Annotated in this window: 17 protein-coding genes; 7 read left to right on the top strand and 10 right to left on the bottom strand. The window is 47.1% G+C overall.

From position 1 onward, the window contains the following. Nucleotides 1-1,533, top strand: coding sequence for a carotenoid isomerase (crtH, locus tag ACKFKF_RS12365; RefSeq protein WP_446867986.1), 1,533 nt, complete (start codon nucleotides 1-3; stop codon nucleotides 1,531-1,533). Between the two features lie 612 nt (nucleotides 1,534-2,145). Further along, nucleotides 2,146-2,454 carry a Mo-dependent nitrogenase C-terminal domain-containing protein gene (locus tag ACKFKF_RS12360; protein ID WP_446867985.1) on the top strand — a complete coding sequence of 103 codons (309 nt, stop codon included), beginning with the start codon at nucleotides 2,146-2,148 and terminating at the stop codon, nucleotides 2,452-2,454. 58 nt (nucleotides 2,455-2,512) lie between these two features. Here ACKFKF_RS12360 and cobW read toward each other — a convergent pair whose 3' ends face one another. Together cobW and ACKFKF_RS12350 are read right to left on the bottom strand one after the other, a co-directional pair. Then, nucleotides 2,513-3,595 (bottom strand): cobalamin biosynthesis protein CobW, encoded by a 1,083-nt coding sequence (gene cobW / locus ACKFKF_RS12355; protein WP_446867984.1) that lies wholly within the window; start codon nucleotides 3,593-3,595, stop codon nucleotides 2,513-2,515. Nucleotides 3,596-3,708: 113 nt separating this feature from the next. Beyond that, nucleotides 3,709-4,425, bottom strand: coding sequence for a biliverdin-producing heme oxygenase (locus tag ACKFKF_RS12350; RefSeq protein WP_446867983.1), 717 nt, complete (start codon nucleotides 4,423-4,425; stop codon nucleotides 3,709-3,711). A gap of 472 nt (nucleotides 4,426-4,897) precedes the next feature. On the opposite strand from ACKFKF_RS12350, the gene ACKFKF_RS12345 reads away from it, so the two are divergent. Together ACKFKF_RS12345 and ACKFKF_RS12340 are read left to right on the top strand one after the other, a co-directional pair. Beyond that, a complete protein-coding gene (locus ACKFKF_RS12345) occupies nucleotides 4,898-5,821 on the top strand; it encodes an SPFH domain-containing protein (protein WP_446867982.1) in 924 nt (307 codons plus the stop codon). A gap of 127 nt (nucleotides 5,822-5,948) precedes the next feature. Next, nucleotides 5,949-6,314 carry a DUF4870 domain-containing protein gene (locus ACKFKF_RS12340; protein WP_446860493.1) on the top strand — a complete coding sequence of 122 codons (366 nt, stop codon included), beginning with the start codon at nucleotides 5,949-5,951 and terminating at the stop codon, nucleotides 6,312-6,314. Nucleotides 6,315-6,512: 198 nt separating this feature from the next. On the opposite strand, the gene ACKFKF_RS12335 is transcribed toward ACKFKF_RS12340, so the two are convergent. Then, a complete protein-coding gene (locus ACKFKF_RS12335; protein ID WP_446867981.1) occupies nucleotides 6,513-7,199 on the bottom strand; it encodes a manganese catalase family protein in 687 nt (228 codons plus the stop codon). 495 nt (nucleotides 7,200-7,694) lie between these two features. Here ACKFKF_RS12335 and ACKFKF_RS12330 point away from each other — a divergent pair, with 495 nt between their 5' ends. Next, nucleotides 7,695-8,276, top strand: a complete 582-nt coding sequence (locus ACKFKF_RS12330) for an Npun_F5749 family FMN-dependent PPOX-type flavoprotein (protein ID WP_446867980.1) — start codon at nucleotides 7,695-7,697, stop codon at nucleotides 8,274-8,276. A gap of 44 nt (nucleotides 8,277-8,320) precedes the next feature. On the opposite strand, the gene ACKFKF_RS12325 is transcribed toward ACKFKF_RS12330, so the two are convergent. The 5 genes from ACKFKF_RS12325 to ACKFKF_RS12305 all read right to left on the bottom strand — a co-directional run bounded on the left by ACKFKF_RS12325 (nucleotide 8,321) and on the right by ACKFKF_RS12305 (nucleotide 11,880). Continuing rightward, nucleotides 8,321-9,049 carry a molybdopterin-dependent oxidoreductase gene (locus ACKFKF_RS12325; protein ID WP_446867979.1) on the bottom strand — a complete coding sequence of 243 codons (729 nt, stop codon included), beginning with the start codon at nucleotides 9,047-9,049 and terminating at the stop codon, nucleotides 8,321-8,323. Between the two features lie 4 nt (nucleotides 9,050-9,053). Then, the gene (locus ACKFKF_RS12320) at nucleotides 9,054-9,653 is read right to left on the bottom strand and encodes a cytochrome b/b6 domain-containing protein (protein ID WP_446867978.1); all 600 of its coding nucleotides are present in this window, start codon (nucleotides 9,651-9,653) and stop codon (nucleotides 9,054-9,056) included. Nucleotides 9,654-9,841: 188 nt separating this feature from the next. Then, nucleotides 9,842-10,543, bottom strand: a complete 702-nt coding sequence (locus ACKFKF_RS12315; RefSeq protein ID WP_446867977.1) for a cytochrome c biogenesis CcdA family protein — start codon at nucleotides 10,541-10,543, stop codon at nucleotides 9,842-9,844. 312 nt (nucleotides 10,544-10,855) lie between these two features. Then, nucleotides 10,856-11,446 carry a thioredoxin family protein gene (locus tag ACKFKF_RS12310; protein ID WP_446867976.1) on the bottom strand — a complete coding sequence of 197 codons (591 nt, stop codon included), beginning with the start codon at nucleotides 11,444-11,446 and terminating at the stop codon, nucleotides 10,856-10,858. A 101-nt stretch (nucleotides 11,447-11,547) separates the two neighbouring features. Then, complete coding sequence (locus ACKFKF_RS12305) at nucleotides 11,548-11,880, bottom strand: hypothetical protein (protein ID WP_446867975.1); 333 nt, start codon at nucleotides 11,878-11,880, stop codon at nucleotides 11,548-11,550. A gap of 391 nt (nucleotides 11,881-12,271) precedes the next feature. Between ACKFKF_RS12305 and ACKFKF_RS12300 the strand changes: the two genes are divergently transcribed. Next, nucleotides 12,272-12,865, top strand: a complete 594-nt coding sequence (locus ACKFKF_RS12300) for a hypothetical protein (protein WP_446860501.1) — start codon at nucleotides 12,272-12,274, stop codon at nucleotides 12,863-12,865. 266 nt (nucleotides 12,866-13,131) lie between these two features. Here ACKFKF_RS12300 and ACKFKF_RS12295 read toward each other — a convergent pair whose 3' ends face one another. Both ACKFKF_RS12295 and ACKFKF_RS12290 read right to left on the bottom strand, forming a co-directional pair. Then, on the bottom strand, nucleotides 13,132-14,058 hold the full coding sequence (locus tag ACKFKF_RS12295; protein ID WP_446867974.1) for an alpha/beta fold hydrolase: 927 nt from the start codon (nucleotides 14,056-14,058) through the stop codon (nucleotides 13,132-13,134). A gap of 122 nt (nucleotides 14,059-14,180) precedes the next feature. Further along, a complete protein-coding gene (locus ACKFKF_RS12290; RefSeq protein ID WP_446867973.1) occupies nucleotides 14,181-14,336 on the bottom strand; it encodes a DUF6887 family protein in 156 nt (51 codons plus the stop codon). Nucleotides 14,337-14,834: 498 nt separating this feature from the next. Between ACKFKF_RS12290 and ACKFKF_RS12285 the strand changes: the two genes are divergently transcribed. Beyond that, nucleotides 14,835-15,845 (top strand): hypothetical protein, encoded by a 1,011-nt coding sequence (locus ACKFKF_RS12285; RefSeq protein ID WP_446867972.1) that lies wholly within the window; start codon nucleotides 14,835-14,837, stop codon nucleotides 15,843-15,845. The last annotated feature ends 46 nt before the right edge of the window (nucleotides 15,846-15,891 follow it).

Raw genomic sequence — 15,891 nt, 5'->3', positions numbered from 1 at the left:
ATGGCTTCTGTTTCTCGCTCATCTTCAGGATCGACTTCTTCCACAATTTACGACGCGATCGTCATTGGCTCTGGAATTGGGGGACTGGTGACAGCCACTCAATTGGCAGCGAAAGGGGCCAGCGTTTTGGTGTTGGAGCGGTACTTGATCCCCGGAGGAAGCGCTGGCTATTTTGAGCGATCGGGCTATCGGTTTGATGTTGGTGCGTCGATGATTTTTGGGTTTGGCGATCGTGGCACCACCAACTTGTTAACTCGTGCGCTCAAAGCGGTGGACATGTCGATCGAGACGGTGCCTGATCCGGTTCAGATTCACTACCATTTGCCCAACGGGTTAGCGCTAAAAGTCCACAAAGATTATGAGAAATATATTCATGAGTTGAGCGATCGCTTTCCCCACGAAGAAAAGGGAATTCGCCAGTTTTATGATGAGTGCTGGAGGGTATTTAACTGTTTGAATGTGATGGATCTGCTCTCTTTAGAAGAGTTGGGCTATCTAACGCGAGTCTTTTTTCAGCATCCGCTGGCTTGTTTGGGGTTGGCTAAATATTTGCCTCAAAATGTGGGCGACCTGGCACGACGGTTTATTCGTGACCCTGAACTGCTGAAGTTTATCGACATGGATTGCTACATCTGGTCAGTCGTCCCGGCAGACAAAACGCCGATGATCAATGCGGGAATGGTGTTTAGCGATCGTCACTATGGCGGCATCAATTATCCCAAGGGCGGGGTCGGACAAATCGCCCAAAAGTTAGTCGAAGGGCTAGAAAAGGCAGGCGGTCACATTCAGTACAAAGCCAACGTAACGGAAATTTTGATCGAAAACGGACGGGCGACAGGCGTAAAGCTTGCCACAGGAGAGGTCTATCAAGCCAAACGGATTATCTCAAACGCGACTCGCTGGGATACGTTTGATAAGCTACTGCCTGAGAGCCGCAAGCCCAAGTCTGAGAAAAAATGGCAGCAGCGATATCAACAATCACCCAGTTTCTTGAGTCTGCATTTGGGCGTGAAGGCTGAAGCGCTCCCCATTGGAACCGAGTGTCACCACATTTTGCTCGAAGATTGGGACAATATGGAAGCCGAACAGGGAACGATTTTTGTCTCGATTCCGACGCTGCTTGATCCCAGTCTTGCCCCCGACGGCTATCACATCATTCACGCCTTTACGCCTAGCTGGATGAGCTACTGGCAAAATCTGTCGCCCAGCGAGTACGAGCAAAAAAAAGAAGCGGCGGCCGGTCGCGTCATCGATCGCTTAGAAACCCTCTTCCCCACGATCAACCAACACCTCGACTACGAGGAAATCGGCACGCCCCGCACGCATCGCCGCTATCTGGGACGGGCAAACGGTACTTATGGCCCCATTCCCTCCCGCAAACTTCCTGGACTGTTGGGAATGCCCTTTAATCGGACGGCGATCGCTCACCTTTACTGTGTCGGAGATAGTACCTTTCCGGGTCAAGGGCTAAATGCGGTGGCGTTTTCGGGGTTTGCCTGTGCCCATCGGGTGGCGGTTGATTTGGGACTGTGAGCGATTGGTTAAAAGGTCTGGGCTGACTGACAACATCGCGGCTACGTCCCGATTTCCTGAAATGAGCGGTGTATCCTCTAGAGGACACTGCTTGAGGTGCGCTCTGCTGGAGCAGATATCTCTCTGAAATTGCTCTCCTTGAAATGTTGTTCCATCCTCAGCAAAAGAGTTTAATAAAGCTGAGTTTGGTAATAAAAACTACAAATCCAATCTCTTACAAACACAAGCTATCCTACTTATATCCAAAGGCTAATATCGCAGGAGATAGTTTTATTAACTCCCAACGAAAAACTACCCTTTTAGATACTGTGTGGTTTTGTTAACAGAGCTTTAAATAGGATTAAAGCTGGAATTTAACCAGTTATATCCACAGCCTATCTCATTGATGAAGTAGGTCGGAGTCCTTATCAGAGGCGAGTTTCTGCTGTTTATCTGCAACAGATTCACCGAAAATTAATCAAAAACTCGGCGAATCGATTCTTAGCTTTACGGAAATCTTAGTCGCTGTTTGTATCTTGATAGTGAAAGAACAAATTGATTCATTGGTTCCCTACAAATTCAGCAAATCTCAGCCAAAAAGATTGATTCTCATCGACAACCAAGGTGGCTTTTATGTCTCACTCAGAAATGACTTTTGATATCGGTTTCCAATCCCTTCGCCCACCTCAACCTCGCTTTAGTTTTCTCAATCCCATTCGTCAAAAACTAGACGCGATCGACATCCGCGATCGTAAGCTGGCTCACCTGATCTGCAAATTGATCCCCGCCCAGTGTCCGTTTGAGCGCGACATCACGCTGTTTGGCAAAACCGTCGCCCACATTCCGCCCATGTGTAAGCTCAATCCGCTCTATGACCAGTTTGTGGGACTGCGGTTTCGATCGCTCTGCTACTTAGTCGATGAATGTGGAGAAGCAATCTAGCGCAGAAAAAGAAGAAATTTTGCCCCGATCGCTTCGCCTTAAGAGCATTCAATTGGATCTACACGAGCGCTACAAGTTTGGATTCGATCTCTTGAGGACTCAGATCCCGTCCGATAAAAACTAGGCGAGTTTGGCGAGGTTCTTCCGGTTGCCAGGGGCGATCGTAAAACTGCTCAAACCGTGATCCCACTCCCTGCAAGACCATTCTCATCGCTTTGTTGGGAACCGCCACAAATCCCTTAATTCGATAGATTTCCTGCTCTTGCACCAGACTTTCTAGTTTTGCTCTCAGCCGGGTTGGATCAAACGATCGATCCAAAATAATGTGAGTCGAGCCAATCTCATCATCGTGATCATGCTCTTCTTCAAAGTCGTGGTGACTGGGACGCGCAGCCAAATCATCCTCAACCGCAGCATTAAATCCCAACAACAAATTGGGATCTAGCTGACTTTCTACCCCTGAAGCGCTGCGGCCATTGGCAACAATTTTTACGGCTCTGGGCAATTCTTTTTGGACTAGCGCTTTCACCTCAGCCTGAGTTGCGTCGTCCACCAAATCAGTCTTATTGAGAATCACCAGATCAGCGCAGGCGAGTTGGTCTTCAAAGAGTTCTTGCAGAGGGGTTTCGTGGTCGAGGTTGGGGTCGGCTTGGCGCTGGGCGGCGATCGCCTGCAAATCACTGGCCAGGGTTCCCGAAGAAACTGCCTCACAATCGACAATAGTAATCACACCATCGACCGTGGCCGCCGTGCGAATTTCATGCCAGCGGAAGGCTTTGATTAGAGGTTTTGGTAGCGCCAATCCAGAAGTTTCGATCAAGATGCAATCCAGACTGTCTCGACGTTTGAGTAGCTCTAGCATCGTCGGCAGAAATTCTTCTTGAACAGTGCAGCAGAGACAGCCATTCGTCAGTTCAACAATGTTAGAAGAAATGTTAGAAGGGCTAGGTTCCGATAACTCATCTTCGGGGCAAACCTCGCAAGATCTCAGCAAATCGCCATCAATGCCCAACTCACCGAACTCATTCACCAAAACTGCAATGCGCCGACCTTGATTATTTTGCAGCAGATTGCGAATCAGCGTCGTTTTGCCACTTCCCAAAAAGCCTGTAATCACCGTAACCGGAATCTTCGCCGCCATCTTGTCTCCTTTCAAACTACGAATCCTGAAAGCTTGATAGTTTTGTCCACCAAGCCTCCAGGATTCAAAATAACGCGGATTGTTCGTTCAGGTTGTCAGTTTAGAGGACTTGACTACTCAGCCGTTGCCAACTCGGTGCTGCCACGATTGCGCTTACGAGTCAGCAGATTGAATAGTTGAACCCCGATCGCCTTGATCAGATTCCCTTCAAGCTCCTGGAACATTTTCATATTTAGCCCAAATGCGTCATTGGCTTCTTCGACGATGCGATCGTCTGTTGCTTCATCGACGGGGACTTCATCCAACCGCTGGCGATACATCTTTTTGAAGGCTCGCTCGTCTGGAATTTGGGAAAACGAGTAAAAAGCCAATCCGTCTTCGTCAGACAAGTTCATTGCATTTTGAGCAATCTTTCTGAGAATTTGTCCGCCGGAGAGGTCGCCCATGTAGCGGGTGTAGAGATGTGCGATCAACAGTTCGGGTTGGGTAGCGGCGATGTCTTGAATGCGCTTAACATAAAGCTTTGTAGCTTCAGAGGGTGCGACTTCTGACTTCCAATTGGGGCCAAAGTAGTAGGCGAGATCTTGTTCGAGACTGGCTTTGCGGTCTAGCTCTGGGAAGTACAGCTTGCCGAGAACGGGATGGTCTTGATGCTGGTGCATCGCTTCTTCCATCGCTGAGTAGACAAAGTAAAGATTTGCAACCAGTTTGCGGTAAGAATTCTTCTCAACAGTGCCCTTCAAAAAGCACGAGATGAATCCGGTATTCTCCGCCATTGTGTGCGCTTTCTTGGTGCCCTCGCGGAGTTTCGTTGCTAAATTACTGCTCATTCTAAACTTCCCAACGCTAAATAAGTTTGCTGGCGTGTCAGGCCTCAAAGGTTAAAAAACCGCATCCTTTGTTACGTTAGTCTGATTTGATGAGCGTTTTTATTACAAATTCTTACGCTAATTCCGATAAGACGGCGTGAGACTGCCCTGCTGCCTAGACTTTCAGCCGATTGTGGTCTGATGAGAGACGATCGCGATTCTGAATTTTTCTGAACTTCTGGAAGCCAGCTTGATCTGATGTCCGTTTGAGAAAGGGGTTTCAATGAGTTATGAACAGATTTTTGTCGCTCCGTTCCAGTCCGCTTCGCCCCCTAAATCCCCCAGTCTGGGGGACTTTGAAACTGGGGAATGGGTCTTGAAATCTAGGAAGTCTCTCGCCTCAAAGTCCCCCAACTTTGGGGGATTTAGGGGGCACGATCAAGTCTGCATTTCACGAGTGATTTGGGATTGCCATACAAAACGCTGTTGACTCGTGACTTTTTACCTACCAGTCCACTGCGATCGCCGTGTTAGAACAGAGCTATCACTATTAACAAAAACGATTATGGGAAGCCTGGTGACTGCCTTTTTGGGCGCTCTATTAATTTTGTCGCTCAACGGACTGAAGATCGATCGAGAATATCAGCGCGGCGTAATTTTTCGACTGGGGAGAATTAAAGGCGTTTTGGGGCCGGGAATGTATTGGATCATGCCCTTTGTTGATCAAAAAGTTCAAATTGATATTCGGACTAAAACGGTCAACATCGAGCCACAAGAAACCGTTACGGCTGATAGCGTGACGATTCGCGTGAATGCTGTCCTTTATTACCGAATTATTGACCCTTCAAAAGCCATTAATCGAGTCGAAAATTACGAAGTCGCCGTTTATCAAGTGGCACTCACGACGCTGCGAAATGTTGTCGGACAAAACATTCTGGATGATGTGCTGCAAAACCGCGACAAAATTAACGTCAAAGTGCAAGAAATCGTTGATGAAATCACAGAACCCTGGGGCATTGTGATCGAGCGAGTCGAAACCAAAGATGTCGAAATTCCGCCGACAATGCAGCGAGCGATGGCCAAAGAAGCCGAAGCCATTCGAGAAAAGCGGGCCCGCATCATTAAAGCCGATGCCGAACAGGAAGCCTCCGCAAAATTAGCCGAAGCAGCTCAAATGATCAATGCCAATCCGGTCGCTTTAGAGTTACGTCGATTACAAATGCTCACCGAAGTTGGGGCAGAAAATAACACCACGACGATCGTAATGGTGCCCTCCGATTTCGTCAGTCTAGCGCAGCGATTTTCTCAACCTGTGCAAAACAATTCTGCTAACGGCTTCACCGCACCGCCCTTTAATCCAGAAGTTATCCTCACTCCTAAGACGCATCAAGAGACTGATCGTTCGACAGATTCTTGAAGAAAATTAAACCTAACTGAAGAGAAATGTTTTACGAGTAGGAGAGTACGGTAAACTCCACTACTGACTACCAAACGGGAAACGGTACGATCAAACTACGAACCCCATCAAAACAGGAGACTCAAGAATGCAGGGAACCTACGATTCGGACAAGCGCAAGCTGTTATCTTGCCTGTCTCACGGAGCAATCTTTTTTAGCACGACCATCTTATCGATCGGGGTGCCGATCGTGATTACCCTAATTTCTGATGATCCTGTCGTCAAAGCCAACGCCAAAGAATCGATTAACTTTCACTTTAATGTCTGGTTTTGGGCAGTGGTATTAGGAATCGTTGTTTTCTTGCCGTCCCTGATTACCTTTGGGTTATTTGGAGCGATCGTTTTTGGGATTGGGTTTGCTCTCCATTGGGGGCTGACCGCTTGGGCGCTGCTTCACTGTTTTGGTAAGCCTGACGAGCCATTCCGCTATCCGTTTATCTTCCGTTTGGTCTAGAAGTTTTGAAGATAATAGGCTTCTTGCACAAATCATAGATGCTCTCCGAAGGCTCCTGCGAAGTTAACATCAATCTCCAGCTATTCTGACGTTAAGAGACAACCTGATTTTTTAGAAATAATGGGTAATGGACGATCGCAGGTTCCACTACCCATTTTTTTGTGGTTATTTTGTCAGCAAACCTTGCTGGAATTATCGTTAGCTCTGTTTAACAGGGTCGGCGATGTAGCGAAAAGTTGGCTCTAAGTTCCAGGGGCCGCGTTCATCTTCTTTGCCGTTAGAAGAGAGATTGTAGTAGATATCAACCGTCTCATCGGGAGCAACATTGCCAAACATGGGATCGGTCAACTTGCCCAAAGAATCCAGCGCTTTCATAAACATCTGAGTGTGAGAAATTTCACGAGTCAGGAGATGTACCAGCGTTTTTTTGGTGCCTTCATCAGGAGCTAATTTGATCAAGTCTTCATACATTTGTCGGGCCCCCGCTTCGGCTGCAATATTACAACGCAAATCGCGCACAACATCGCCGCCTTCATTCAGATAGTTTGCCGTCCAAGCGTTGCCCTGACTGTCTAAAAAGTGCGGCCCCATTCCTCTGACTGCAAATAAAGTGCTTTTGTAAGCGTCTGTTTGATCGACATTTTTGGTGTGTCCTTCGATCAGTTTGCCGACCATTTCCAGGTGTCCAAATTCTTCGATCGCAATGTCCTGAAGCATGTCTTTAATTCCAGCATTCTCGACGTGAAAAGACTGCACCCAGTATTGCAGCGCCGCAGAAAGCTCACCCGTTGCCCCCCCAAATTGCTCTAGCAAAAGTTGAGCAAACCGAGGATTGGCTTCATCAATATTAACTGTATGAATCGTTTCTTTTTTGTGAAAGAACATAATAGATAGATCTCCTACTTTTGTGAATGGTTGACTCTTAACTTTTCTCGTGGAATCAACTGCCCTACAACACTAGACGAGACGGTTATTCTGAACTTGCACCCTGCGAGAGAGTTTCAAATCCTCCATTCTCAAAAATTTCTATCTCAATATCAGCCCTCAAGGAGGTGTTAAGTCTGCACAAATGATCTTCATCTGAAGATTCAATAATTTGTTGTGATTAACTCGGAGGGTTGTCATTAAAAAATCCGGCGTTGCTGATTGAAGGGATGAATGCGTGGGAGTTGTTAATCTTTTCGCCCCCTAAATTCCCCAAAATTGGGGGACTTTGAACATTTAGTTTCCCTTTGGCATTTGGGCAATTCATCCCGCGATTCAGCAACGCCAAAAATCCCTTTCATTCTGTCTACACAAGCCCTTAAAATATCAATGACGAACAGCGACTAGCAGATGTAAATACGCCGATCGTTTTCCGCCCTCTTTTCTCCTTCCTTCATGCCCCTTGCTCCCTGGCGATCGCCCCTCTCCCGCGCTCTACACCGCAACCGTTCTCTCGTTTATGCCCGTTATTTACAACTGGCGACGGTGCGATCGGACAACAAACCCGCAAATCGCACGGTTGTCTTTCGAGGCTTTTTTGATGACGAGACGAACCAATTGAAGTTTGTCGTCGATGCTCGCAGTGAAAAGGCGGGTCAGATTGACCAAAATTCTTGGGCAGAAGCTTGCTGGTACTTTCCCAACACTCGTGAACAGTTTCGTCTATTAGGGACGCTGACCTTGGTACGAGAAAATGGTGAAGATCCTTCCCTACAGAGCGCCCGTCAAATCGCCTGGCAAACACTCTCAGACAGTGCGCGGATTCAATTTGCCTGGGCCCATCCTGGTAAACCGAGGGCTGATGCGATCGAGTTTTCTCCGCCGCCTCCCGACCCAGTGGAACCCTTACCCCATTTTTGTCTACTGCTACTCAAAGCAACTCAAGTCGATCATTTAGAACTGAGAGGCGATCCTCAAAATCGTAGACAGTACGTTCTGAGCGACGGCACCTGGGCGATTCAAGAAATCAACCCTTGATCGCGGAAAAATTTTGTCGAATTTGCGTTAATTTAGCGACCTTCTCACAGTCCGCCAAACCATTCATAACCCTGATCTTCCCAGTAGCCTTTGTTGGGTAACAGACGATCGACCAGCGTGATCTCCGTTACCCATTTACTTTGTTTGTAGCCGAGTTTAATCGGAGACGCTAACCGTAAAGGGGCACCATTTTCGGGGGATAGGGGCTGTCCATTTTTTTGATAAGCCATCAAGGTTTGAGGATGCAGCGTCGAAGCCAAGTCCCAACTTTCTAAATAGCCGTCAGCCGATTTGAAATAGACATACTTTGCCCCATTTTTGGGCTGTGCCAGCATCAACAAATCGCGCAACCGCACGCCGCCCCACTGGACGATCGCCGCCCACCCTTCTACACACACATGCTGAATCACCATCGACGTAAGCGGCATTTTCTCTAGATCTACGAGGCTCAGTCGTAGGGGATTGTTGACTTGACCCGTGATCGATAATCGAAACTGAGCACGCTCCTTGCTGTCTTTGATCGCGAGTTGTGGCGTTCCATTAAAGGAGTTGATCAGGAGTTTGTCTGACTCAATGGCAGCAACATCAAATTCGGGGACAGGCTCTTGTGACAGGAGCAGCGTTTCAATGCTTTGATTTAACGGCTCCGACAGTTGTCCCACTGTTTCAGACAATAGACTTGATCCACAGCCCGTTAATAACAATCCGGCTCCAGAAAGCCCTGCCTGTAGCAATTGGCGACGTGAAAAGCGTTTTGGCAGAATGAGATTCATATGGCTATAGAAACATAGATTTGATCAGGCGAATTGTTCCCACTTTCAGCGCCAGCAATGTGTGAGTGATTGTGAAGAGGATCACGATCGGCACCGTCATAAAGTGAATTGTACGAAGCGTTTGCCAATTGATAAATAAACTAGAAAGCCAATGCAACTGAGCAGGTTTGTACATCGCTAAACCACTGGCGATCGCTAACACTAAAATTGGAATAATCGCTGTGTAAACTAATCGGTGCCACGCATAGGTTTTACGCTTCTGATTTTGACTAACGCGCACAGCTTTGACATCGCCACCACTCGCAAATCGATGTTGCCAGCGACGAGTCACGAAGATATAGATTCCATACAGCAACAGGCTGAGTGAATAAATCCACATGATTGCAAAGTGCCAATCTCTCCCCCCGGCCAGCCATCCGCCCAGCGTCACAACTTCTGGAAAGCGCCAGCCGCCTCGCCCGCCAAACACTGGATTTGCATTGTAGATTTGCAGCCCGCTAACAATCATTAAAATGAGACTAAGCAGATTAACCCAATGAAAAGTCTTCGCCAGGATTGCTTGACTGGGCGACTTTGGTTGACGTTTGGGAGTTGAATTTGTCATGAGTTGCAGGGGTGGCAATGGGTTGAAGTTTTTCGCTGCATTGTTGAAATTTTCTGCCTCCCAAGCTGCCAATTCTGAGGGACTTTTAGACAGAATTTTTAGTTCACAGTCCTCAATTTAAGGGGATTTAGGAGACGTTTTGGAAGGGACAACCGCAGTGCAGTAGTACGGCGAATTTACATCTAGCCTCACAGTTGTAAGGGTGGAAAGAGGGGGGCTAACCAGAGTTGAATTTGAATGTCCCAACCGAGCAGAATCGCGATCGCTGTTCCTACAATTATTAGTCCTCCGATTCGCTGTAGCGTTGAACTGTACGACCGCAAGTTTAATAATCGCTGGCTAAAAAATCGTCCTCCGTAAGCGATCGCCAAGAGCGGCAAAGCAGCCCCCACGCCATAAACTAATAACAATCCAAAGGCGCTAATCACTTGATGATGCACAGCCGCCAGGATTAAAATTGCGCCTAAAGTCGGCCCAGCGCAGGGTGTCCACAAGAGTCCTAGCTGTGTTCCTAACCAAAATTCTCCCCAGAGTCCGACTCGCTTAGAGGGCTGCAATCGACCCGCGGGCAAGTAGCTAAATAAGCGGTAACTCCAGGTTGGAAACATTGCCAGCGTGCCTAAGATCAGCAGCAACCCGATCGCTCCAAATCTCAGCCAATTCGCCAATTCTGTCACCCAGCTTGCTGTCAGCCCAATCACACTCCCCGCAACCGCAAACCCGCTCACCAATCCGACCACCAGCGCCACTGGGCCCAGACGATGTGACTGAAGCGACCCCTTGCGGGTAACTCGAAGAGATCGCCCCACCAAAATCGGCAAAATCGGCAGCACACAGGGCGATAAAACAGTCAGAATGCCAGCCAACAGCGACAGCGAGATAGAAAGCATGGTAGGGAATCTTAGGATAGCAATCCTGAATCATTTGTGAAAATCTTCAAAGGGCGGGTTCTCATACCAAATTGATCTTTGAGTGCTACAGATCTGGGAGAGCAACCTAAATCCGCCACTTGTAGGTGACTTCAAGCCAAAGAAGTCTCGAATTCTCAAAGTCCCCCAGAATGGGGGATTTAGGGGGAGAAGGATCTGTAGCATTAATAAATCGATTGGGTATTAGATTAGTCATTAGTTCTTAGCCTTTGATCGACCACTAAACACTAACCACCGAATCACAACTCAAATAGGACGGCTATAGATGGGCAATCAAGCCTCTTTCAGCAGTTGTCGAATGAGTCGTTCTGTCTGGTCATACGCACCTTCACCAATGTGGTCATAGCGAATCAGACCTTGACGATCGCCGAGAAACAAATGCGGCCAATATTCATTCTCGTAGGCATTCCAGGTTTTAAAGTCGTTGTCGATCGCAATCGGATAAGTGATTTTGTGTTTCTCAAGCGCTTGCTTAACGTTATCTACTTTGCGTTCAAAGGCAAACTCTGGTGTGTGGATACCGATGATCTTTAAGCCTTGAGCTTCGTATTTCTGATGCCATTGCACGATCGCAGGAAGCGTCCGCTGACAATTAATACACGCAAATGTCCAAAACTGAATCAGAACAACGTTGCCCTTGAGATTGGCGATCGACACCGCAGACGAGTTTAACCACTGAGCAATGCCCTGAAATTCTGGCAGCGATCGACCAGAGTCAGGGAGTGCGATCGAGGGTTCAGGGCTGATTTGAGGAAGGGCAATCGGTTCATTCCGACTTCTGGATGAGAGTCCCAGTGCGGCTCCCGAAAGACCAAGCCCTAGATACAAAAGGAGTTGTCGCCTTTGCCGCAAAAGTTTGTTCATTGTCTTGTGGCTCAAATGGAAACAGAAGCGTGACCCAGGGGAGCGGTCAAAACTACACAAATCTGAGCGTTGATCCTCCCCCTTTTTGGCGCTACACATCACTAGGGTTTGCTTTTCGTATCTTTCATCGCGTCGCCATCTTTCTTCATGGCATCGTCTTTTTTCATTGCGTCCCCTTGTTGCATGGCATCACCATCTTTTTTCATCGCGTCCCCTTGTTTCATCGCATCGTCTTTCTTCATCGCGTCGCCGTCTTTCTTCATGGCATCACCCTGTTTCATTGCGTCTCCTTGTTTCATCGCATCACCCTGTTTCATAGAATCTGCGGCTGGGGAGACACTGGGAGCCGCTTGATTGGTGCTGGGAGTAGGCGTAGAACAGGCGACCAAACTGACGGTTAGAGCGCCGATGACAAAAATCACGTTCCACTTCATGGTCTTATTTCCTTGAGTAATGGGATACGACCGACTCTTGCCGTCGCTTGATTACAGATTGCTGCAAGACAATGAGGTCAGACTGATACCATCCTGAGAAAAAGCTGAGAATTCTAAATCTGCTGAAATCAACTTGCTGAAATCGCTTTGTAAGAAGGCGGCGATCGTGGACAAGCTGCGTAAAGAGAGCATGATTCGTCACCCTAAAAGATCTCATCTAGAAAAGGAACTTTGACTCTGATTCCTGCTTCTTAGAGTTACAAGCTTGATTTAGAGTGCGTCGATCGCATGATGACCGCTAGTTTTCAATTCATTGCGATCGGGTTCTCTACGGGGTAAGATACCCAAGTGTCGAGTTGTCCCACTTCTGAAAATACGTAAAAGGTCATTCATGGTACCTTCTGGAACTGTTCTCCGCCGCCTCGTCCCAACGCTGATGTCTCTATCGGTTTTGGCAAGCCTGACTTTGATCAGACCCGCTGGTGCCCAGACTCCCGCACCTTCTGCTCCGCCCGCCCAGCCCGACGATCTGCGTCCCCTTGCTCAAAATGACAGCATTCTCAGCCTTCAGGGTGGACAACGCTTGATGGAGGATGCCACCAAAGCGGTTAATGGTCAAAACTATCCCCTGGCGCTCAAAAAGCTACAAGAAGCCCGTCAGGTTTACAATCAGTTGTCAAATTTTTATCAAGAATTAGCCAGCAGCTTTTCAGGAATCGATAATCGAGTCGCAGACAGCCAACGCAAAAAGGCGTTAGAAACGGCTCAGATGCGTGATCAGGCGACCTATCAGTTGGCGTTGGTGCATCGCGCCCAAAATCAACCCGAATTGGCCGTTCCGCTACTGGTGCAAATCATCCGAAGTCAGCAGCCAACGAGAGATTTGGGCAAAAAGGCTTACCAACAGCTTTTAGAAATTGGCTTTGTCGATTCGCCGTTTCCGCGCAGCGCTGAGGGTGGGTCTGCTCCGGCTGCCAATCGTTAAGCCGCGCAGAGTCATTGATTTTCTAGATGGGCATTCCCAGCGTAGCGGGGTGTCCATTTTGCGCTTTAAAGTAACGTGAATTCGATGAAATCTTTCGCTACGGTGATTAATCCGGGTGGCCCCCCAAATTCCCCACGAGTCAGGGACTTTGAACCAGAAATCCGAATTTAAGAGTCCCCCAGAATTGGCAGCTTGGGGGGTTAGAAGACCCCAACACCGCATGAGCCACCTTCATCGGATTCACATGGGTTTAGAGATTTCATTCATCAGTCTGAATAGTCTCTTGAAGGACGCTTGGCCCTCGTTTGAAATTTTTGTAACCACTTGGACAATAGGGCTGTTATGACTCCTGGCTGTTCTAGATGAGGCAAAATTCCGGTTTCTGGCACTACTTGAAAGTCCTGGATCACGTCTGGGTTGAGAGCAGCTAATCGACGGCCCAGCGTCACATTCGTAAATTGGGCCTCCGCGCCCCAGAGCAGTGCAGTCGGGACAGCCAACTGAGGAATGTAGAGAGACAAGTCAAAATATAAATCGCCGCGCAAAAATGCTAGAGCAGAATACTCAGCGTTAGGCTGTTGAGCAGATTCGAGATAGGCGGCGACGGTCTCATTGGTGAGCCGATCGCGATCCACAAACAAAAACTGCTCTAAAAAGTTGCGGACGGCGACTTCGTTCATGGCTCCGATCGTATAGATCAACTTGTCCAATAAAGGCGTGCCAATGATCGATAAAGGAAGTCTACGACCCGCATCTTGACCAAAATCGGCAAATCCAGACGGACAGACGAGAAACAGCGATCGCAGCAAGTCTGGTTTTTGAACGGCAAGCCGAATGGCGATCGCTCCCGTCAGCGAAGAGGCAATAACGGTCACAGGTTCTTGGGCGATTTGGGGAATCAACTCCGCGATCGTGGTGATGTAATCGTCGATCTGATAGCTGCGTTCGGGATGGGACGATCGTCCCCAACCAATCAAATCAGGGGCAATCACTTGATGGCTCTGAGCAAATGCCGCATACACCTTCGACCATTCATAAGCCGACGACCCGCCGCCAAAATTGTGTAAAAACACCAAAGTCGGACGCGACTCGACAATCGTCCAGGGTTCGCTCAGGGGAGTGTAGTAAGCGATCGTGCCCAACGAGGTCTCAAGATGCTTTTGCCCAAAGCCTGGAGGCTGAAACTTAGCCATTTCGCATTCCTTATGGTTAAGAGCAGATTACACCAGATTTGGCGATCGCGGCTGTTTGCACAATTTGTTGGGTGAAATGCATTACCGCCCTAAATTTTTGCGAATTGCCTGCTGCATAATTTTCAGATTTTCTGAAGTGTTGGGGTAGAGATATTGGACTCTTTGACCCTGGGCTTTGAGTTGATCGACGAGGGATGAAAAGCCGCCGTATCAGTCTGATTGCTGAGAACGTATGCACGCAGGTTCTCAAGGGGCATGGTTTCAAAGGTCGGATTCATTCTGAAAACTTCCAGTTCCCATCAGGTTAAATTTCAATCGTGATTTACTCACGATTGAAATTGTTAACTTTTGTTGTGCTCATCGATTCTCAAGACTGATTTACGTTTGCCATAGCTAATATTCTAGCTGACTATGCAAGGACGAAGTGGAGGGGGGCTTATTCCATCGACTTTTCTTTCCCAGCAATTCTCATTATGGAGATTTTGGCAATACAAGCGTTCTATTTCACCCAAATCGTCTCGCTGAAACACTGATTCTATCGTTCAACAATTTGGTCAAAACACACGTTCAGACTGCTGATAATAGTACAAATGCTTCGAAATAAGAATTGCTGTTTCTTTCCTCACAATCACGACTTCGCAAAACTTTTGTGCTAGTTCGTTCTCATCTACTATGATGAGCGCCGCTTACAATCAAGTGAGTAATGATAAAGCTGCATTATTTACCTGGAACTACACCCACCATTTATAATTCTAGAGGAGTTGTTTACAAGAGAGATGAAGTCCAAAGTAGTTTATCTAAGTTTGCTCTGGCTAGTTGCTTTAATTGTCTCCAGCAGAGCATCTGGCTCTGACGTGTTAATCAGATTAAGAGAACTACCATCCAACAGTCCTATTGATGCGAAAGTAACCGTAGAAAAAGCAGGACTTTCTAAAGTAGCAAACCGTAGAAATATTGGTGAGTACTATTTGAGTGATTTCTTAAAAAGAGAAGAAGTAGAAACATACGAACTTAAGATTTTACCCAAGGATTCACTATACAGTTCCCGTTCTATTCCCTTAAAAAATGCAGAAAAGATAAAAGAAATTCGTCAATTCTACTTAATTAGTAGAAATCGATTCGGCTCCGAAAGCATAGATAAGTACTTGCTTGATGGGCTGCGCTATTTCGACCGCGCTGATTTTGACGCTGCCCTCACCTACTATGAAGCTCTTTTTTCTAAAAAAGATACAAATGAGCTTAGCGACGAGCAGAGACTAAAACTGTACTATAACTATGGGAGAGCTTTATATAAGACTTGTATTGATAAAAAATATGAGTACAACAATTGTGAGCGGGCCATCAACATATATCAAGAACTAATTAACTTGCAGGAGCGTAACAAGGAAAGCTCCAAGAAATTGAGAATTGACAAGATTGAATTAACCAGTAACATAAATGAACTAAGAAAGAAAGGATTTATTCTGAAATATGAAAAAATATCTAAGCTCTTCGGTGAAGCAAAATATACAGAATCTGCAAATTTATCAGTATCAGCCTTGAAGGATAGATCTAGCTTTCCTGTGTTACTTGACAGTTTAGGTCTGACCGAGGATCAACTCTTTAAAAATGCAGGTGTTTCCTTTCAAAAGGCATATGAGGAAGCCGCGAGTCGAGGGGCCAGTCAGGATAGATTGATAGATTTGCTAAAGTCTGCATTAAGTTACTTAAATAGAATTAGCGTTAAAGACGCAGACACAAGAAGAAACATTGAGTTCATTATGTTCAAACTAAGGATCGCGAATTAAATAACTTCTTAGGTCGGGTTGAAGCATGAAACCCAACACCTCAGCA

Source organism: Phormidesmis sp. 146-12, assembly GCF_052939495.1.
The sequence above is the reverse complement of the archived record's forward strand: the minus strand, read 5'-3'. Positions and strand labels throughout refer to the sequence as shown.